Here is an 18,317-nt window from a genome sequence, read left to right as displayed (position 1 = left end):
AGTTTTTACATCGAAAAATTTCCGATTAGTGACAAAACATCTAAATGCAATTACAGTTGCATTAAAGATTAATTACAGCCTTGGGATGTTATAATTATCTGATTTCCGTTCATTTCAAAACTTGTACTATTCCCGATACTTTTACAAACAATTTTTAATTTTTCGGTTAAAGGCTGATCGCTCAATGAAGTGGTTAAATGACAATCTTTTAATTTATCTTTTGGATAATCAATATCAATTAAATAAGCTTGCTCAATTGTTTCAAAAATTTGAGAAACTGGGATATCGTTAAATTCAAAGCTTAACTGCTCAATATTACCAACGCTTTTTGCAAGTACTACATCTTGAGTAATATCTGTTATTTTATTAAATTTCAAATCATTACGCAAAAAACGTAAAGCTTGATTTGGAAGCAGTACAATCTCTTGTTGATCTGACTTAGAAATCATATCGTTTGATTTTACCTTAACTTTACCGGTACGAACAAGAATTTCAACATCAGGCTGATCAGAATAAGCTTTAACTCTAAAACTAGTTCCTACAACTTTGGTGATAATCTCGTTCGCATAAACGTAAAAAGGCTTAAGGGGATTTTTACTAATTTCAAAGAAACCTTCGCCGGATAAATACACCTTTCTTTCGTTTCCGGTAAAGATTTTAGGGTAACTTAATTTACTATTTGGCTGCAATAAAACAGAACTGCCGTCTGATAATGTGATAATTTGCGGTTTATTAGAATTATTAGTCTGTTCTACCAAACCTTCATTATTATCATCGATAAGTTCTTTGTAAGTAACTATTTTACTTTCTGATTTAAAATATTGATTATAACACCAAACAGACATCAAGCATAAAAGAAAAGATGCCGCAATTCCAGAAAAAAGATATCTTCTAAAAAAAGTAGATTTCGAATCTTGTTGTGCGTTTTGAGATTCTTTTTCACGAATCTTTATCCAAGTGTCTTGTAACGCTCTGTGAATATCAGATTTTGTCAGTTCGCTTTCAGGAACTTTCATAGAAAGAAGCATTAATCTAGCATCTTCTACTAGTTTTGCTCTCTGTTGACTTTCTAAAGTCCATTCCTCCCATCCATCTTGATCTATTTTAAATAGAATCCAGGATTGAAATGATTCATCAGATAAAAAATCTTCTATTTCGGTATATGTGTTACGTTTTTGCATCTAAAAATAAGGTTACAAAAACATAGAGGACAGCTTTCTTATTATATACTCACTAAATTGTGATTTTTTTTTATTTTTTTTTACTTTATTTAAAAAGTGCTTGAAAACAGTATTGTAATAATAGTTAAACTACCCTTCCATTCTTTACGAAGAGTAAGTAAAGCACGGTGCAGCAAGTTATTTGCAGATTGATAATTAATATCCAGCATTTCGGCGATTTGCTCAACACTAAGACCCTGATGGTAACGCAGATAAAGGGCTTCTTTTTGTCTTGGAGGTAATTCGTTAAGCAATTTATTCAAATGAACTACTTTTTCTTTTGTAACATAATCATCGTCCAAAAGTTCATTATCGACAGCAAATTCTAATAAAAACTCAACAGCATCTGTGCTTGCTGTTTTTCTAAAAATATGATCGCGTTCGTACAATCGAGCAATTCTCTTTCTTACACTTGATAACAAATAGGCTTTTACTACAACTGAGCCTTGCAATGAATTTCTATAAAGCCAAATATCTGTAAATACATCTTGCACGCAATCCTGAACTTTTTCTGTATATGGAGAAAGCGAGTTCCCGTAGCTCACCAAATCGCTGTAGTGTCTTTCAAACAGAAGTGAAAATGATTTCTCATCTCCTATTTTTAAATCATTCCAAAGTGTATTGTCATCAATAGAATTGACTGGTAAGATTCGGGTTTTCATAATTGACAATTATTATCTAAACAAGAAGACATTTTTTATTAATGCAGAGAACACATTATTTTAACATTAAATTTTTGTTTTGTTCGCTAAATATATAAAAGCAAATATTTAAAACCAATTATTTTACATAAACGACGCGGTTTCTTAATACAAAAAATGCCCTTAACTTAGACTGCGTCAGCGTTCTTAAATAAATGTTAAAAAAATATCCATTCTTTCAAAACAACAAAAAGTAAGATTTAAACTACTCGAAAATTTTACATCAACTCAATAAAAAAGCCTTACTAAAAAGTAAGGCTTCTATAATTTAAACTACGAAATGACTTCTAGAAAGCTACATTCCATCTTGGTAATTTTCCGTTTTCATCTAGAAAATTTTGTAAAACCTGCGCTTCAACAGCAGTTGGAATTGCTTTTACATCTGCATTAAAAGTTTCATACCAAACTACTTCAAGAACAGAGATATTCTCTAATTTCATTTGCGCCGGCCAAGAGTATTTTCTTCCTGTTTTTGCAAACTGATGTCCATTTACAATTTTATCATATAATCCTCCGCTTTTGCTTTTAAGTGTTCCGTCGTTTTGCACAGTACCTGTAGAACCTGCCATGATTAATTCCTTTGAATCTCCGTCAATTTCATAAACCACAAAAATCCCAGCACTCCCCTCAGGAGCATTACAAGCTTCTTCTAAACTATCATTAACAGTAAAAGTAAAACTATTACTTGATTTAAACTTTTCTAATTCTTTACTCATCGTTTTTTATTTTTAAGCTTCTAAGATACTGAGACACAAAGTTGCTCCGTTTTTAATTTATATTCCAATATTTTAAAAATGTAAAAAAGTCTCAACAAAATATTGAGACTTTTTTGGAATTTGTTATTTTAAATAACTTGAAGATTATCCAAGTACTTCTTTTACTTTTTTACCAATTTCAGCTGGTGAATCAACAACATAAATACCGTTGTCTTTCATAATTTGTTTTTTAGCAGCAGCTGTATCATCAGAACCACCAACGATAGCACCTGCGTGACCCATTGTTCTACCAGCAGGAGCAGTTTCTCCAGCGATAAAACCAATAACTGGCTTACGGTTACCATCAGCTTTTACCCATCTAGCAGCATCAGCTTCTAATTGACCTCCAATTTCACCAATCATAATGATTACTTCAGTTTCTGGATCGTTCATTAATAATTCAACAGCTTCTTTAGTTGTAGTTCCAATAATTGGATCTCCACCAATTCCGATAGCTGTAGTAATTCCTAAACCTTGTTTTACAACTTGGTCAGCAGCTTCGTAAGTTAAAGTTCCTGATTTAGAAACAATTCCAACTGTACCTTTTTTGAAAACGAAACCTGGCATAATACCAACTTTAGCTTCACCTGGAGTAATAACTCCTGGGCAGTTTGGTCCAATTAATCTAGAATTTCTTTCTTTAACATAATTATTTGCTTTAATCATATCTGCTACAGGAATTCCTTCTGTAATAGCAATAATTACTTTAATTCCAGCATCAGCAGCTTCCATAATTGCATCTGCAGCAAAAGCAGGCGGTACAAAAATGATAGATGTATCAGCACCAGCTTGATCAACAGCGTCTTTTACTGTATTAAAAACTGGACGATCTAAATGGCTCGTTCCTCCTTTTCCTGGAGTAACACCACCAACAACATTAGTACCGTACTCAATCATTTGAGAAGCGTGGAAAGTTCCTTCGCTCCCTGTAAATCCTTGAACAATTATTTTGGAATCTTTATTAACTAAAACACTCATGATATATATTTTATGTAGTTTTTAAAATTGTGTTGCAAAAATAAGGTTTTGTAATGTATTTTGCCTCTTTTATTGTCAAAAAAATATTAAGAAAATTGACTCATCTGATAACCTCTATAAAGTTTGTCATCTTTTATCTGCCAAAATGCAGAAAAATGCGCAAGCAGCATCTCTTCACGAGGATTCTCAATTGTTTTTACATAGTGAGAATAACGTACTGAAACTAGATCTTCTTCAGCAATAATATGGCTGATTCGCACTTTCGAACGAACATAAGCTCGACTTAGCTCATTGGCCATTTCCAGCATTGAGTCATGATTCATCTCAATATATCCTTTACTGCTATTCCATTCTAAAATAACTTCAGGATGAAGATACGTTTTAAGAATTTCACTATCAATTAAGGCGTCCGACTTATAAAATTTTTGAACAAACTCTTTTATAGACATATTACTTCAATTTAGTTAGAATTTCAGGAATCTTTTTGATATTGGCTAATTGTTTTAACTTTTCTCTTGATTCTTCAATTGGTGTTCCGAAGTAAGACTTACCTCCTTCTACCGATTTCGTAACACCAGTCTGCCCCATTACAACCGCTTTTGCTCCAATTGTGATTCCGCTTGTTGTACCTACTTGTCCCCAAATAGTAACTTCATCTTCAATAATTACACAGCCGGCAATACCCGTTTGAGAAGCTATTAAACATTTTTTACCAATAACTGTGTCGTGTCCAACATGTACTTGGTTATCCAGTTTTGTTCCCTCTCCAATAGTTGTATCTCCAGTTACGCCTTTGTCAATTGTACAAAGCGCTCCTATTCCAACATTGTTTTCAATCACCACTCTGCCGCCAGAAATTAACTGATCAAATCCATCAGGGCGTTTTTTATAATAAAAAGCATCTGCTCCTAATATAGTTCCTGCATGGATCATAACATTATCTCCAATTACGGTATGATCGTAAATAGTAACGTTTGGATGTATTAAACAGTTTTTACCAATAGTTACATTGTTTCCAATAAAACAGTTAGGCTGAATAACAGTTCCTTCTCCAATAGTCGCAGAAAGTGCTATCGATACAGTGGTCGCTTGAAAAGGCCTAAAATGTTTGGTTAAGGTATTAAAATCTCTGAAGGGGTCATCAGAAATTAAAAGAGCTTTACCTTCTGGACATTCAACTTCTTTATTAATTAAAACAATAGTCGCAGCAGATTGTAAAGCTTTATCATAATACTTTGGGTGGTCAACAAAAACAATATCTCCAGGTTCTACAACATGAATTTCGTTCATGCCTAAAACGGGAAAGTTTTTATCACCAATAAATTCGCAGTTAAGCAAATTTGCAATTTCTTCTAAAGAGTGAACTTTTGGAAATTTCATATTTTATAATTAGAAAATTTGTCAATTAGAAAATGTGTCAATTAAAAAATGAGTCAAATAGAAAATGAATATTCAAAATTATGTTTATTCATAAATTATCTAATTGACTCATTGACAAATTATCTTAATTAATAATTTACTCTTTTACACGCTCCATGTAAGAACCTGAAGCTGTATCAATTTTAATTTTATCTCCTTCGTTGATAAACAACGGAACGTTTACTGACGCACCAGTTTCTACGGTAGCAGATTTAGTTGCATTTGTAGCTGTATTTCCTTTTACTCCCGGCTCTGCGTAAGTAACTTCAAGAATTACAGATCCTGGCATATCTACTGATAAAGGCAAATCTGTTTCAGTATTAATTTGAACCATCACATTTGTTCCTTCTTTCAATAATCCCGGCGCATCTAAAATGTTCTTGTTTAATGAAATCTGCTCAAATGTTTCAGCATTCATGAAGTGAAATTCATCTCCTTCAGCATATAAAAACTGAAAAGTATGTGTTTCAACACGAACATCCTCGATTTTATGTCCAGCAGAAAATGTATTATCTAATACTTTTCCTGTTGTTAAACTTTTTAATTTAGTTCTTACGAAAGCTGGACCTTTTCCAGGTTTTACGTGAAGAAATTCAATGATTTTATAGATATCGTGATTAAATTTAATACACAATCCGTTTCTAATATCTGATGTAGATGCCATTTGTTTTTGTTTTATTTAATTTTTTTTCAATCGCTTAATCGTTTATTTGTTTCGACTAAACGATTATACAAATAAACAATTAAATTTTATTTTTAATAGTTTCCTGAATAACCTTTCATAATTCCTCGTGATGAATTTCTAATAAAATCTAGAATTTCATCTCTCTCAGGAGTAGCTTCCATTTCGGCTTCAATAATACTTAAAGCTTGTGTTGTATTGTAATTTTTTTGATATAGAATTCTGTAAATTTCCTGAATTTCTCTGATCTTATCTGTACTGAAACCTCTTCTTCTTAAACCAACAGAGTTGATTCCAACATAAGATAATGGTTCTTTTGCCGCTTTTGTATAAGGCGGAACATCTTTTCTAACCAATGAACCACCTGAAATCATGGCATGATCTCCAATATGAATAAATTGATGAATAGCTGCTAAACCTCCAATTACAGCATGATTACCCACTACTACGTGACCCGCTAAAGCAACTCCATTTACAATAATGGCATTGTTACCAATTTCGCAATCGTGCGCAATGTGCGCATAAGCCATAACTAAACAATTGTTACCCAGAATAGTTTGTCCAGAAGCAACTGTACCTCTATTAATAGTAACACATTCTCTAATGGTACAATTATCTCCAATAATAGCAAGAGAATCTTCGCCGCCAAACTTCAAATCCTGCGGCACAGCTGAAATTACAGCACCAGGAAAAATATTGCAATTTTTACCAATACGGGCACCTTCCATGATGGTTACATTTGAACCAATCCAAGTACCATCACCAATAACAACATTATTGTGAATTGTTGTAAAAGGCTCAATTACAACGTTTTTAGCGATTTTAGCGCCAGGATGAACATATGCTAATGGTTGATTCATCTATGTTTTATATTTTAAATTAAAATAATCTAATTTGGGGCAGTAAACCTAAACAATAAAATTGATTATTTATTATTGTTTTCTAGCGATTTGTGCCATTAATTCTGCCTCGGTAACTAATTTTCCGTTTGCGTAAGCATTTGCCTGCATATGGCAGATTCCTCTTCTGATAGGAGAAATAAGCTCACATTTGAAAATTAGTGTATCGCCTGGCAATACTTTGTGCTTGAACTTAACATTGTCAATTTTCATGAAATATGTCAAATAATTTTCAGGATCTGGAACTGTACTTAATACTAAAATTCCACCTGTTTGTGCCATTGCTTCAACAATTAAAACACCCGGCATTACTGGAGCTTCAGGAAAGTGACCTACAAAGAAATTTTCATTCATAGTAACATTCTTCAAACCAACAACATGACGATCAGACATCTCGATAATTCTGTCGATTAACAAAAATGGAGGTCTGTGAGGAAGCATTGCCATAATTTTATGGATATCCATTAATGGCTCTTGGTTTAAATCATAAACTGGAACATGATTTCTCTGTTCTATTTTAATGATTTTTGCCAATTTTTTAGCAAACTGAGTATTCACATAGTGACCTGGTTTATTTGCAATGATTTTTCCTTGAATACGAACTCCAATAAGAGATAAATCACCAATAACATCAAGTAATTTGTGTCTAGCAGCTTCGTTTGGATAATGCAAAGTCAAGTTGTCTAAAACACCATTTGGCTTAACTGAAATTTCATCTTTACCAAAAGCTTTCTTTAAATTAGCCATTGTAGCATCAGAGATTTCTTTATCTACATAAACAATTGCGTTATTTAAATCACCACCTTTAATTAATCCGTGCTCTAATAATGACTCTAATTCATGTAAAAAACTGAAAGTTCTTGAATTAGCAATTTCATTTTTAAAGTCAGCTATACTTTTAAGTGTTGCATTTTGTGTACCTAATACTTTTGTACCAAAATCCACCATAGTTGTTACTTGATAGTCATCACTTGGCATTACCAAAATTTCGCTTCCAGTTGCTTCGTCAGTAAACGAGATAACTTCTTTTACAACATAAACATTACGGCTGGCATCTTGTTCTTCGATTCCAGCTTTTTCAATCGCTTCAACAAAATATATTGATGAACCATCCATGATAGGAAGTTCAGAGGCATTTAATTCAATAATAATATTGTCCAAATCGCAGCCAACTAATGCAGCTAAAACGTGTTCTGGAGTTTGTATCTTAACACCTAATTTTTCTAAGTTAGTACCTCTTTGTGTATTAACAACATAATTAGCATCAGCCTCAATGACTGGCTGACCTTGCAAATCAACTCTGACAAAAGTGAAACCGTTATTAATTGGAGCTGGTTTAAAAGTCATTGTAACTTCTTTTCCAGTGTGTAATCCAACTCCTGTTAGTGAAATTTCATTTTTGATGGTCTTCTGTTTAACCATTATTTCCATTTTTTGGGTTTATTATTTGTTTTTTTAATTCTTCCAGTTCGGCAACAATCTTAGGAAAGTTTTTAAAATGAACATACGATTTATTAAAATCTGTATATCCAAGTGATGGTGTTCCTTGCAGAATTTCATCGTCTTTAATGTTTCTAGCAACCCCAGACTGTGCCTGAAGTCTAACATTGTTCCCTATTATTAAGTGGCCTGCTATACCAACCTGCCCGCCAATCATACAGTTTTCGCCAATTTTTGTAGAACCCGCAACACCGCTTTGAGCAGCAATTACAGTATTTTTACCAATCTCTACATTATGAGCGATCTGAATTTGATTGTCTAATTTAACTCCTTGTCTAATAATTGTAGAACCAAGAGTTGCTCTGTCGATCGTAGTATTAGCACCAATGTCAACATTATCTTCAATAATAACATTACCAATTTGTGGCACTTTACTATAAACTCCCTCCTCATTTGGTACAAAACCAAAACCATCTGCACCTATTATAGTACCGGAATGAATTGTACAATTGTTTCCAATTACAGTCTCTGAATATATTTTTGCGCCTGCAAAAATACATACATTGTCACCAATAACTACATTGTCACCAATAAAACTGTTTGGGTAAATTTTTACATTATTACCTAAAACAACGTTTTGTCCTATATAACTAAAGCTGCCCAAATATAGATTTTCACCATATTTAGTTCCTTCTGTCATAAAAGAGTTCGCTTCAATTCCGCTCTTATTCAATTTTACTTGATTGTAAAAGTGTAAAAGTTTAGAGAAAGAAGCATAAGCATCTTCTACTTTTATTAAAGTTGTAGTAATTTCCTGCTCAGGTATAAAGCTGTCGTTAACAATTGTAACGCTTGCTTTTGTAGTATATATGTAATTGATATATTTGGGATTAGCCAAAAAAGTAAGCGATCCTTCCTCGCCCTCCTCTATCTTAGAAAGCCTAGAAACTTCTGCATTGGGATTCCCAACAACTTCTCCTTCTAAAATTCCCGCTATTTGTTCTGCTGTAAATTTCATCGCGACAAAAATATAAAAAATAGATTTTAAATGTTAATTTTAGATAAGTTGTTTTGGAAAACAGATGTAATATTTTGTCACCAATTTAGATAACGATTTCAAATTCAACTGATCAGAGGCTTCTACAACATCTTCAATTGTTTTGTCTTTTTTCAAAATTCGAATCGGTTCTGCTTCTTTACTGTAAGCTTGATTCTTAATTTTTCCTCTAAATATAAAGTAACCCGCTTCTAACTGTGAAATATGATGTTCCTCAGCAAATTCTTCTTTTAAAGATTGTGATTCTTCCATCGGAATTTTCTCTGCACTCAGCTTAATTTTCAATAAATCTCTATTGATTAACATTTTACTTAAAGTAGAAAGAATAAAATCATCCTGTTTCTGCCATGCCTTAAGGGCACTTATAATATCAAAATCATCTAATTGAGAAAACAAATCCAATTTTTCAGCATCAAAATCTTCAATTGTAATTTTGTTTTGCATGAAATACAAAAGCGGCTCACTGCAAGGCAATTTAACTCCTTTTAATGTAAGCTCTTTTGCTCTTTTTAAAACTTTCATCAAAATCAGCTCCGCCACCAAACTTGTTTTATGCAAATAAGCCTGCCAATACATCAACCTTCTTGAAAGTAAAAATTTCTCTACCGAATAAATCCCTTTTTCTTCAATTACCAAAACACCGTCAACCACATTCATCATCTGAATTAAACGCTCAGAGTTAACATTTCCTTCGGCAACACCTGTATAAAAACTATCACGTTTTAGATAATCCATTCGATCCATATCCAACTGACTTGAAATCAATTGAAGCATAAATTTTCGATGATAATCTCCTTTAAAAACCTGAATGGCTAAACTTAATTTCCCCTCAAACTCATCATTTAACTGATTCATGAATAACAATGAAATAGCTTCATGATTTACATCTTCAACAATACTTTTTTCCATAGCATGCGAAAACGGTCCATGCCCAATATCATGCAGTAAAATTGCAATATAAAGTGCACTCTCTTCTTCTCCAGAAATCGCAACTCCTTTAAATCTAAGCGTATCTACAGCCTTTTGCATTAAATGCATACAGCCAAGCGCATGATGAAAACGGGTATGATTTGCTCCGGGATAAACCAAATACGACATTCCCATTTGCGAAATACGACGCAAACGCTGAAAATACGGATGCTGAATTAAATCATAAATAAGTTCGTTCGGGATAGAAATAAACCCGTAAATAGGGTCGTTGAATATTTTAAGCTTGTTATAATGAGTCACTAGTTGGCTATTTTTTGGTCAACAAATATAAGTAATTAACTATAAACAGGTTTTAGTTTTTAACTTAAAATATCGAGATTTAACATCAGTATTTTCCTAAAATTTACAAATAAACAAAATCGAAGCCGAATTATTTTATAATTAACATTCCTAATTTTATACTATTTTTAATACTTTTTAAGTTCTATACTTCTAAATTGCATTAAAATTAAACTCGTTTATGGACAAAATAAAAATACTTTGGGTCGATGATGAAATCGATCTTTTAAAGCCACATATATTATTCCTCGAAAAAAAGAATTACGCTGTAACAACCTGTAATAATGGTCTTGACGCCATTGCTTTATTTGAGGAAGACAATTTTGATATTGTTTTTTTGGATGAAAATATGCCTGGAATGAGCGGCTTGGAAACACTTTCTGAAATGAAAGAGAAAAAATCAGCTATTCCTATGATTATGATCACCAAAAGTGAAGAAGAATACATAATGGAAGAAGCAATTGGATCTAAAATTGCCGATTATTTGATTAAACCAGTAAATCCAAATCAGATTTTATTGAGTTTAAAGAAAAATCTAGACGATTCAAGATTGATTTCAGAGAAAACGACTTTAGATTATCAAAAAGAATTCAGAAAAATTTCAATGGAATTAGCGATGGTTAATTCTTATGAAGACTGGATTGAGCTTTATAAAAAACTCCTTTTTTGGGAATTAAAACTAGAGAATATCAACGATCAAGCGATGATTGAAATTCTGGAATCTCAAAAAGTAGAAGCCAATTCGCAATTCGGAAAATTCATTGAACGTAATTATGAAGACTGGTTTGCTCCAAAAGCCGACAAACCTATTCAGTCTCACAATTTATTCAAAGAATTAGTCGTTCCAGAACTTAAAAAGAAAGACAAACCAATTCTGTTTGTTGTAATCGACAACCTTCGATACGACCAATGGAAATCTTTTGAAACTGTGATTTCTAATTATTACAAATTAGAAAAAGAAGTTCCGTATTTTTCAATTCTGCCAACAGCTACACAATATGCCAGAAATGCTATTTTCTCAGGTTTAATGCCTTTGGATATGGAAAAACAATTTCCGCAATATTGGAAAAATGATGTAGAAGATGGCGGAAAAAACTTGTACGAAGCAGAATTTTTATCGGCACAATTAAAACGTTTGGGTTTAAACATTAAAGAAGATTATTTTAAAATCACCAATTATGCCGGCGGTAAAAAATTAGCAGAAAACTTCAAGGCTTTAAAAACAAATGATTTAGTTACAGTGGTTTACAACTTTGTAGATATGCTGTCGCACGCAAAAACAGAAATGGAAGTGGTAAAAGAATTAGCTTCTGATGATAAAGCATATCGTTCTTTAACATTAAGCTGGTTCAAAAACTCTCCTTTATTAGAAATTATTCAGCAGGCACAACTTTTAGGTTTTAAGTTAATTCTAACAACAGATCACGGAACTATTAATGTAAAAAATCCGTCGAAAGTTGTAGGAGACAAAAACACCAGTCTAAACTTGCGTTATAAAACGGGTCGCAGCTTAACCTACGAACAAAAAGATGTTTACGTAGTAAAGGAGCCAAAAACAATTGGTTTACCCGCAATAAACATGAGCAGTTCGTTTATTTTTGCCAAAAATGATTTTTTCCTGGCTTATGTAAACAACTACAATCATTATGTAAGTTATTACAAAAACACCTATCAACACGGGGGAATTTCACTAGAAGAAATGATTATTCCGTTTTTGGTCTTTAACCCGAAATAAAAAAATATCGCCTCGAATTTCATGAATTTTTATTTTATGTAAAAAAAGTAAATTTTAATTCGTGAAAATTTGTGAAATTCGTGGCAAAAATAACATAACAATGAATATCGTTTTTTCTCTAGATCAAATTCAAGAAGCAGCAAAACAAATTTTAGATTCAAATCCTAAAAAAATCATTCTTTTTAATGGTGAAATGGGAGTTGGAAAAACTACCTTAATCAAGGAGTTATGCAAAAATTTAGGTGTTAAAGACGCTACCAGCAGTCCTACTTTTTCATTGGTCAACGAATACTATACTTCTAATAATCAGATTGTTTATCATTTTGATTTTTATCGTTTAAATAAAGAAACTGAAGCTCTGGATATGGGCGTTGATGATTATTTATATTCAGGAAACTGGTGTTTTATAGAATGGTCTGAAAAAATTGCAAGTCTTCTTCCTGAAGATACTTCAACTATTACAATTGAGTTATTGGCAGACGGAAAAAGAGAATTAAAATTGGTCTAAAAAACTTAAAATACCTTTGAAGAATCATTGCCGTAAATTTTTCTCTTAAAAATATGTAATGATTCGAACTTAAGAAGCACAAAAAACAGAATGAAGAATACCGTAGAAATAATTCCTTTTTCACAAGATCTGAAAGAGCACATTAAAACTTTAAATATAGCTTGGCTGACCAAATATTTTAAAGTAGAGGAAAAAGACGAATTAACGCTTTCAAATCCGCAAGAAGAAATTATTGACAAAGGCGGAATGATTTTCTACGCAAAATACAACGACAAAATTATTGGAACAGTTTCTTTACTAAAAGTTGACGATTCAACATTTGAATTAAGCAAAATGGCTGTTTCTGATACTGCACAAGGATTAGGAATTGGCAATAAACTACTTGAACATTGTATCGATATTGCGAAAGAAAATGACATAAAAAAACTCTTTTTATACTCTAATACAACTTTACTTCCTGCCATTCATTTGTACAAAAAATTTGGTTTCGCAGAAATCCCTTTAGAAGCAGGGGTTTACAAAAGAGCTGACATTAAAATGGAGAAAATAATATCTTAACATTTGACCTTAGTATTAGCAGAATTTTTACACTAATTCTAAAACTTTTTACGTAATTTGTACTCTTAATTTTTTGCATAACTCATGTCAATTACCTTAACTCCGTTTACAAAGCAACAATTAATTCCACAAGAAGAAAAACTTGAGGTTGGTCGTTTTAAAAGAGAACTTTTTATAGGAATTCCAAAAGAAACCAGCTATCAGGAAAGACGTATCTGTCTTACTCCCGATGCCGTGAATTCTTTAACTTATGAAGGTCATCGTGTAATGATAGAATCTGGAGCTGGAGAAAGCTCGAGTTATACTGACAAAGAATATTCTGATGCTGGTGCAGAAATCACTAAAGATACTAAAAGGGTTTTCGGTTGTCCACTTTTATTAAAAGTAGAACCGCCTACTTTAGCAGAAATCGAAATGATAAATCCAGAAACTATTATCATTTCGGCAATTCAATTAAAAACAAAAAAAAGATCTTATTTTGAAGCTTTGGCGCAAAAAAAGATTACAGCATTAGCTTTTGAATATATAAAAGATGAAGACGGCACTTATCCTGCGGTAAAATCTTTAAGTGAGATTGCTGGAACAGCTTCAATACTTATTGCTGCCGAATTAATGATTACAACTGAATTTGGTAAAGGACTTTTATTTGGTAATATTACCGGCGTTCCTCCCACTGAAGTCGTAATTTTAGGAGCGGGAACCGTTGGCGAATTTGCTGCAAAAACTGCAATAGGACTTGGCGCAAATGTAAAAGTATTCGATAATTCTATCACTAAATTACGCCGACTGCAGAATAATTTAAGCCAGCGTATTTTTACTTCTACAATTCAACAAAAAGCATTATTAAAAGCCTTAAGACGTTGTGATGTTGCAATTGGCGCCATGCGAGGCAAAGAACGCTGCCCAATTATTGTTACCGAAACGATGGTAGAGCACATGAAAAAAGGTGCCGTTATCGTTGACGTTAGTATCGACACTGGCGGCTGCTTTGAAAGTTCTGAAGTAACAACACACGAAAAGCCTACTTTTATTAAAAACAATGTTTTGCATTATTGTGTGCCAAACATTCCTTCCCGTTACTCAAAAACTGCCTCATTATCAATAAGTAATATACTTTCTCCTTATCTACATCAAATTGCTGAAAACGGAGGATTAGAGAGTGCTATAAGATGCAACAAAGGGCTTAAAAACGGAATTTACTTATACCACGGAATTCTAACAAATAAAGCAATTGGCGACTGGTTTGATCTGCCAGACAACGATATTAATTTACTTGTATTTTAAAGGAACTTTAATGTACCTTTGCAAAAATTTTATTTCATGAAGTTCGTACACCGTTTTGCATATTATTTGATTGGTTTAGTAATGGGTTGTTTTGTTGTAGCCCTTATTTTTAGTGGTAAAGATACTCGTTGCAACTATTTCCCAAATGCCAGAGTTTTAAATGATTTAAGAACAAAACCTTTTCAATATTCTGATAAGGCCGTTCAGACTTTAAATGAAAAATGGGTTGATACTGCCGATGTAAAAAATACATTAACCTATGGCGATGTAGATTTTGACCAAAGTAATGTTCCGTTCAAAAACGGAAAAATATACATTATTGAAGGAAAAACAGCTAAAAATCAAGAGATTATTCTAAAAGTAGTAAACTACGAAAAGAAAGCTGTATTAGAAGAAATAACAAAGAAACCAGCAGATCACTAGTCTGTAAAATTTAAATTTACCGAGCTTCTGTCATTTCGACAAAGGAGAAATGACAAGATCAATCTCACAACCATTCTATTTCTTTAATCCCTTTTGATTTTAGAAAAGCATTTGTTTGACTGAAATGTCTATTTCCAAACCATTTCCCTTGATTTGCACTCATAGGAGACGGATGGCCTGATTCTAAAATATAATGTTTAGAGCGATCTATTTTTAATCCTTTTTTCTGAGCAAAACTTCCCCATAACAGAAAAACGACATTTTCTTTTTGGTCTGAAACAGCTTGAATTACAGCATCTGTAAAAAGATTCCATTTTAAATGTTTATGACTATTTGGACTGTCTTTACGAACTGTCAGCGAAGCATTTAGAAGTAAAATTCCCTGCTTTGCCCATTTTTCAAGATTTCCTGATGACGGCATAAAAATCGAATCCAGATCAGTATTTATTTCTCTGAAAATATTGCGAAGTGACGGCGGAATTTTTACCGTATCATTTACCGAAAAACTTAAACCATTGGCTTCTCCTTCTCCATGATAAGGGTCTTGACCAATAATTACAATTTTCAAATCGGCAAAACTGCAGTTATTAAAAGCCGAAAAAATCAACTCATCTGGAGGATAACAAGTATGCGTTTTATACTCAGTATCCAAAGCCTCCATTAATGTAGAAAAATAAGGCTTTTGAATTTCGTCTTTTAAAACGCCTTGCCAATCTTGAGATAAATTAATTTTCATTCCAATAAATTATAAGTTAAATTCAAAAATAGTATAAAATAAAAAGTGCGATATATTAATTTCTAGCCAGCTCTCCTCTTTGCACCATGCAGAAGATATAGAAGTAGAAAAACTAAAACCGTCTCCTTCAATAAAGGAACTTTTTGACATTTTAACAATTGCTTCTTTAATTAACTCTTCGTCGAAACCAGCAACATCTACTTTTATTACATATGGATCTGTATTAATTTCACCCTTAAAACCTATATATGAACCACTTACAAAAACTTTCGTTTTTTTATATTCTAATTTTCCATTCAAAATATTATTTCTAATAATTCCAAAAACTAAATTATCTTCATAATCCACTAATTCCTTTTTCATCAATTAAAATTTTATCACAAATTACGCAAAGTTTTTTTCAAACTACTAACCAATAGTACTATTTAGTTTTTAAAACTTTGTAACTTTGAAACCTTACAACTTACGATATATAATGATATCTATTACCGAAAAAACATTACAAGATTTACAATTTCCAACGGTGCTCGAAACTATTTCGGCTGGCTGTAACACAGATATTGGAAAAGAAAAAGCTTTACAAATAACACCTTTTAGAGATACAGAAACATTGATGCAGGCTTTAATGCAAACTTCAGAGTATGTTTCTTCTTTTCAAAATAATAACGCATTGCCAAATCACGGATTTGATGCAATAACGCACGAAATTAAATTTCTGGCAATCGAAGATAGTTTTCTAGAAGTAGGAAGTTTTAGAAAAATTGCTACACTTTCGTCAACAACAAATACCTTGCTTACTTTTCTAAAAAAGTTTGATGATTATTATCCCAATATAAATGCAAGGGCTTCAAGAGTTGAGTATACAAAAGACATTGTTTCTTTAATTGATGCAATTGTAGATAAATACGGTGAAATAAAAGACAATGCCTCTCCTGCTCTTTTGAGCATCCGTCAGAGCATGAATTTAGTACGCGGAAAAGTGAACCAAAGTTTTGGTGTTGCATTGACACAATACAACAGCTTAGGATATTTGGACGACATTAAAGAAAGTTTTGTTCAAAATCGCCGCGTTTTGGCTGTTCTTGCTATGTATCGTCGTAAAGTAAAAGGTTCTATTTTAGGAAGTTCTAAAACAGGAAGTATTGCTTACATCGAACCAGAAGCAACTTTAAAATACTCGCGTGAATTAAGCAATTTAGAATACGAGGAAAAAGAAGAAATCACTCGGATTTTGAAACAGTTATCAAATTCAATTCGTCCTTTTTTACCGCTTTTAATTGAATACCAAGAATTTCTGAGTGATATTGATGTTGTTGCTGGAAAAGCAAAATATGCTAACCGAATTAATGCCATTTTACCAACGATTACAGAAGAAAGAAGGCTGTTTTTTAGAGAAGCCTATCACCCTATTTTATATCTCAATAACAAGCAAAAAAACGAAGTTACGCATCCGCAGACTATTGAATTAAAGCAAGAAAATAGAATTATTGTCATTTCGGGTCCTAACGCCGGGGGTAAAACTATTTCCTTAAAAACAGTTGGTTTACTGCAATTAATGCTGCAATCTGGAATGCTGATTCCTGTGCATGAGCGAAGCGAGACCTTTTTGTTTGATCGAATTTTAACAGATATTGGAGATAATCAATCTATCGAAAATCATTTAAGTACATACAGCTACAGATTAAAAAACATGAATTATTTCTTGAAGAAATGCAACAAGAAAACCATGTTTTTAATTGATGAATTTGGTACAGGTTCTGATCCTGAATTAGGAGGTGCTTTAGCCGAGATTTTCTTAGAAGAATTTTACCATCGTGAAGCATTCGGAATTATCACAACGCATTATTCTAATTTGAAAATTTTGGCAAACGAATTGCCTTTTGCTACAAATGCAAATATGATGTTTGATGAAAAATCGCTTGAACCAATGTATAAATTGGCTTTAGGACAAGCAGGAAGTTCGTTTACATTTGAGGTTGCTCAAAAAAACGGAATCCCATTTGGATTGATTAACCGTGCAAAGAAGAAAATCGAAGTTGGAAAAGTTCGCTTTGACAAGACCATCGCAACACTTCAAAAAGAAAGATCGAAACTGGAAAAAACTTCTTTAAATTTAAAAGAAGAAGAAACTCGAGCACGCGAGGAAAGCAAAAAGATGGAAAACATCAATGTAAAAATCAAACAAAAACTAGAAAGCTATCAGGAATTATACGACAGCAATCAGAAAACGATTTACATTGGTCAAAAAATAGAAGATATTGCGGAGAAATACTTCAACAATAAAAACAAGAAAGAACTTATTGGTGAGTTTTTAAAAATTGTTGAAATCGAAAACTCTAAACGTAAAAAAGCAACTCCAAAAGAAAGTAAAGCGATTATTGAAAAGAAAAAAGAAGTAATTGCAGAGGTTTCTGTGAAAGTGGAAGAAATTAGAAAAGAGAAAAAGGAAAAGAAACTCAAACCAGTTATCGAAAAACCAAAACCTATTTTAAAAGTTGGCGATAGAGTTAGAATGCTCGACGGAAGATCTGTGGGAAGTATTGATTCTATCGAAAAAAATAAAGCAACGGTAAACTACGGTATCTTTACCTCAAAAGTAAGTTTAGACGAATTAGAGCTTGTTGAAGCTGCTAAGAAGTAGTTGGTGGTTGGT

19 protein-coding genes are annotated in these 18,317 nt (G+C 32.5%); 6 read left to right on the top strand and 13 right to left on the bottom strand.

Features of this window, described 5'->3' with window-relative positions; translation table 11 throughout:
* Nucleotides 1-68: 68 nt before the first annotated feature.
* The 11 genes from ACHRV0_RS17695 to ACHRV0_RS17645 all read right to left on the bottom strand — a co-directional run bounded on the left by ACHRV0_RS17695 (nucleotide 69) and on the right by ACHRV0_RS17645 (nucleotide 10,381).
* Nucleotides 69-1,181, bottom strand: a complete 1,113-nt coding sequence (locus tag ACHRV0_RS17695) for a FecR family protein (protein WP_395441827.1) — start codon at nucleotides 1,179-1,181, stop codon at nucleotides 69-71.
* Nucleotides 1,182-1,270: 89 nt separating this feature from the next.
* A complete protein-coding gene (locus ACHRV0_RS17690) occupies nucleotides 1,271-1,882 on the bottom strand; it encodes an RNA polymerase sigma factor (protein ID WP_395441826.1) in 612 nt (203 codons plus the stop codon).
* A gap of 326 nt (nucleotides 1,883-2,208) precedes the next feature.
* The gene (locus ACHRV0_RS17685) at nucleotides 2,209-2,637 is read right to left on the bottom strand and encodes a hypothetical protein (RefSeq protein ID WP_395441825.1); all 429 of its coding nucleotides are present in this window, start codon (nucleotides 2,635-2,637) and stop codon (nucleotides 2,209-2,211) included.
* 144 nt (nucleotides 2,638-2,781) lie between these two features.
* The gene (gene sucD / locus ACHRV0_RS17680; RefSeq protein WP_089055483.1) at nucleotides 2,782-3,654 is read right to left on the bottom strand and encodes a succinate--CoA ligase subunit alpha; all 873 of its coding nucleotides are present in this window, start codon (nucleotides 3,652-3,654) and stop codon (nucleotides 2,782-2,784) included.
* Between the two features lie 86 nt (nucleotides 3,655-3,740).
* A complete protein-coding gene (locus ACHRV0_RS17675) occupies nucleotides 3,741-4,103 on the bottom strand; it encodes a nuclear transport factor 2 family protein (protein ID WP_089055484.1) in 363 nt (120 codons plus the stop codon).
* 1 nt (nucleotide 4,104) lies between these two features.
* Entirely contained in the window at nucleotides 4,105-5,034 is a 930-nt protein-coding gene (locus ACHRV0_RS17670; RefSeq protein ID WP_089055485.1) for a UDP-3-O-(3-hydroxymyristoyl)glucosamine N-acyltransferase, read from the bottom strand.
* 136 nt (nucleotides 5,035-5,170) lie between these two features.
* Nucleotides 5,171-5,737 carry an elongation factor P gene (efp, locus tag ACHRV0_RS17665; protein ID WP_089055486.1) on the bottom strand — a complete coding sequence of 189 codons (567 nt, stop codon included), beginning with the start codon at nucleotides 5,735-5,737 and terminating at the stop codon, nucleotides 5,171-5,173.
* 92 nt (nucleotides 5,738-5,829) lie between these two features.
* Nucleotides 5,830-6,615: an acyl-ACP--UDP-N-acetylglucosamine O-acyltransferase gene (lpxA, locus tag ACHRV0_RS17660; RefSeq protein ID WP_089055487.1), complete on the bottom strand. Its 786-nt coding sequence runs from the start codon at nucleotides 6,613-6,615 to the stop codon at nucleotides 5,830-5,832.
* A gap of 72 nt (nucleotides 6,616-6,687) precedes the next feature.
* Entirely contained in the window at nucleotides 6,688-8,076 is a 1,389-nt protein-coding gene (locus tag ACHRV0_RS17655; RefSeq protein WP_395441823.1) for a bifunctional UDP-3-O-[3-hydroxymyristoyl] N-acetylglucosamine deacetylase/3-hydroxyacyl-ACP dehydratase, read from the bottom strand.
* Nucleotides 8,069-9,112 carry a UDP-3-O-(3-hydroxymyristoyl)glucosamine N-acyltransferase gene (lpxD, locus tag ACHRV0_RS17650; protein ID WP_089056769.1) on the bottom strand — a complete coding sequence of 348 codons (1,044 nt, stop codon included), beginning with the start codon at nucleotides 9,110-9,112 and terminating at the stop codon, nucleotides 8,069-8,071. The genes ACHRV0_RS17655 and lpxD overlap by 8 nt, the downstream gene beginning before the upstream one ends.
* A gap of 39 nt (nucleotides 9,113-9,151) precedes the next feature.
* Nucleotides 9,152-10,381, bottom strand: a complete 1,230-nt coding sequence (locus ACHRV0_RS17645) for an HD domain-containing protein (RefSeq protein ID WP_129023044.1) — start codon at nucleotides 10,379-10,381, stop codon at nucleotides 9,152-9,154.
* 220 nt (nucleotides 10,382-10,601) lie between these two features.
* Between ACHRV0_RS17645 and ACHRV0_RS17640 the strand changes: the two genes are divergently transcribed.
* The 5 genes from ACHRV0_RS17640 (at nucleotide 10,602) to ACHRV0_RS17620 (ending at nucleotide 14,928) form a co-directional block, all read left to right on the top strand.
* On the top strand, nucleotides 10,602-12,155 hold the full coding sequence (locus ACHRV0_RS17640; protein WP_129023043.1) for a bifunctional response regulator/alkaline phosphatase family protein: 1,554 nt from the start codon (nucleotides 10,602-10,604) through the stop codon (nucleotides 12,153-12,155).
* A 100-nt stretch (nucleotides 12,156-12,255) separates the two neighbouring features.
* On the top strand, nucleotides 12,256-12,663 hold the full coding sequence (tsaE, locus tag ACHRV0_RS17635) for a tRNA (adenosine(37)-N6)-threonylcarbamoyltransferase complex ATPase subunit type 1 TsaE (protein ID WP_129023042.1): 408 nt from the start codon (nucleotides 12,256-12,258) through the stop codon (nucleotides 12,661-12,663).
* Between the two features lie 90 nt (nucleotides 12,664-12,753).
* On the top strand, nucleotides 12,754-13,221 hold the full coding sequence (locus ACHRV0_RS17630) for a GNAT family N-acetyltransferase (RefSeq protein ID WP_395441822.1): 468 nt from the start codon (nucleotides 12,754-12,756) through the stop codon (nucleotides 13,219-13,221).
* A gap of 84 nt (nucleotides 13,222-13,305) precedes the next feature.
* Nucleotides 13,306-14,505 (top strand): alanine dehydrogenase, encoded by a 1,200-nt coding sequence (locus tag ACHRV0_RS17625; protein WP_395441821.1) that lies wholly within the window; start codon nucleotides 13,306-13,308, stop codon nucleotides 14,503-14,505.
* A 36-nt stretch (nucleotides 14,506-14,541) separates the two neighbouring features.
* The gene (locus ACHRV0_RS17620) at nucleotides 14,542-14,928 is read left to right on the top strand and encodes a DUF4258 domain-containing protein (protein WP_129023040.1); all 387 of its coding nucleotides are present in this window, start codon (nucleotides 14,542-14,544) and stop codon (nucleotides 14,926-14,928) included.
* Nucleotides 14,929-14,992: 64 nt separating this feature from the next.
* Here the strand turns inward: ACHRV0_RS17620 and ACHRV0_RS17615 are convergent, their stop codons facing one another.
* A complete protein-coding gene (locus ACHRV0_RS17615) occupies nucleotides 14,993-15,664 on the bottom strand; it encodes a uracil-DNA glycosylase (RefSeq protein WP_395441820.1) in 672 nt (223 codons plus the stop codon).
* 9 nt (nucleotides 15,665-15,673) lie between these two features.
* Nucleotides 15,674-16,027, bottom strand: a complete 354-nt coding sequence (locus ACHRV0_RS17610) for a hypothetical protein (protein ID WP_395441819.1) — start codon at nucleotides 16,025-16,027, stop codon at nucleotides 15,674-15,676.
* A 112-nt stretch (nucleotides 16,028-16,139) separates the two neighbouring features.
* Between ACHRV0_RS17610 and ACHRV0_RS17605 the strand changes: the two genes are divergently transcribed.
* Nucleotides 16,140-18,305: a DNA mismatch repair protein MutS gene (locus ACHRV0_RS17605; RefSeq protein ID WP_395441818.1), complete on the top strand. Its 2,166-nt coding sequence runs from the start codon at nucleotides 16,140-16,142 to the stop codon at nucleotides 18,303-18,305.
* Nucleotides 18,306-18,317: the final 12 nt, after the last annotated feature.

It is taken from the genome of Flavobacterium sp. FlaQc-30 (genome assembly GCF_044005885.1).
Taxonomy (GTDB): domain Bacteria; phylum Bacteroidota; class Bacteroidia; order Flavobacteriales; family Flavobacteriaceae; genus Flavobacterium.
The sequence above is the reverse complement of the archived record's forward strand: the minus strand, read 5'-3'. Positions and strand labels throughout refer to the sequence as shown.

What these genes read in the sequence shown, in the direction of transcription:
- ACHRV0_RS17625 (WP_395441821.1), top strand. Translation starts at nt 13,306, where the DNA reads ATGTCAATTACCTTAACTCCGTTTACAAAGCAACAATTAATTCCACAA.
- ACHRV0_RS17670 (WP_089055485.1), bottom strand. Translation starts at nt 5,034, where the DNA reads ATGAAATTTCCAAAAGTTCACTCTTTAGAAGAAATTGCAAATTTGCTT.
- ACHRV0_RS17620 (WP_129023040.1), top strand. Translation starts at nt 14,542, where the DNA reads ATGAAGTTCGTACACCGTTTTGCATATTATTTGATTGGTTTAGTAATG.
- ACHRV0_RS17640 (WP_129023043.1), top strand. Translation starts at nt 10,602, where the DNA reads ATGGACAAAATAAAAATACTTTGGGTCGATGATGAAATCGATCTTTTA.
- tsaE (WP_129023042.1), top strand. Translation starts at nt 12,256, where the DNA reads ATGAATATCGTTTTTTCTCTAGATCAAATTCAAGAAGCAGCAAAACAA.
- ACHRV0_RS17695 (WP_395441827.1), bottom strand. Translation starts at nt 1,181, where the DNA reads ATGCAAAAACGTAACACATATACCGAAATAGAAGATTTTTTATCTGAT.
- ACHRV0_RS17630 (WP_395441822.1), top strand. Translation starts at nt 12,754, where the DNA reads ATGAAGAATACCGTAGAAATAATTCCTTTTTCACAAGATCTGAAAGAG.
- efp (WP_089055486.1), bottom strand. Translation starts at nt 5,737, where the DNA reads ATGGCATCTACATCAGATATTAGAAACGGATTGTGTATTAAATTTAAT.
- ACHRV0_RS17655 (WP_395441823.1), bottom strand. Translation starts at nt 8,076, where the DNA reads ATGGTTAAACAGAAGACCATCAAAAATGAAATTTCACTAACAGGAGTT.
- sucD (WP_089055483.1), bottom strand. Translation starts at nt 3,654, where the DNA reads ATGAGTGTTTTAGTTAATAAAGATTCCAAAATAATTGTTCAAGGATTT.
- ACHRV0_RS17675 (WP_089055484.1), bottom strand. Translation starts at nt 4,103, where the DNA reads ATGTCTATAAAAGAGTTTGTTCAAAAATTTTATAAGTCGGACGCCTTA.
- ACHRV0_RS17610 (WP_395441819.1), bottom strand. Translation starts at nt 16,027, where the DNA reads ATGAAAAAGGAATTAGTGGATTATGAAGATAATTTAGTTTTTGGAATT.
- ACHRV0_RS17605 (WP_395441818.1), top strand. Translation starts at nt 16,140, where the DNA reads ATGATATCTATTACCGAAAAAACATTACAAGATTTACAATTTCCAACG.
- ACHRV0_RS17690 (WP_395441826.1), bottom strand. Translation starts at nt 1,882, where the DNA reads ATGAAAACCCGAATCTTACCAGTCAATTCTATTGATGACAATACACTT.
- lpxD (WP_089056769.1), bottom strand. Translation starts at nt 9,112, where the DNA reads ATGAAATTTACAGCAGAACAAATAGCGGGAATTTTAGAAGGAGAAGTT.
- ACHRV0_RS17685 (WP_395441825.1), bottom strand. Translation starts at nt 2,637, where the DNA reads ATGAGTAAAGAATTAGAAAAGTTTAAATCAAGTAATAGTTTTACTTTT.
- ACHRV0_RS17615 (WP_395441820.1), bottom strand. Translation starts at nt 15,664, where the DNA reads ATGAAAATTAATTTATCTCAAGATTGGCAAGGCGTTTTAAAAGACGAA.
- lpxA (WP_089055487.1), bottom strand. Translation starts at nt 6,615, where the DNA reads ATGAATCAACCATTAGCATATGTTCATCCTGGCGCTAAAATCGCTAAA.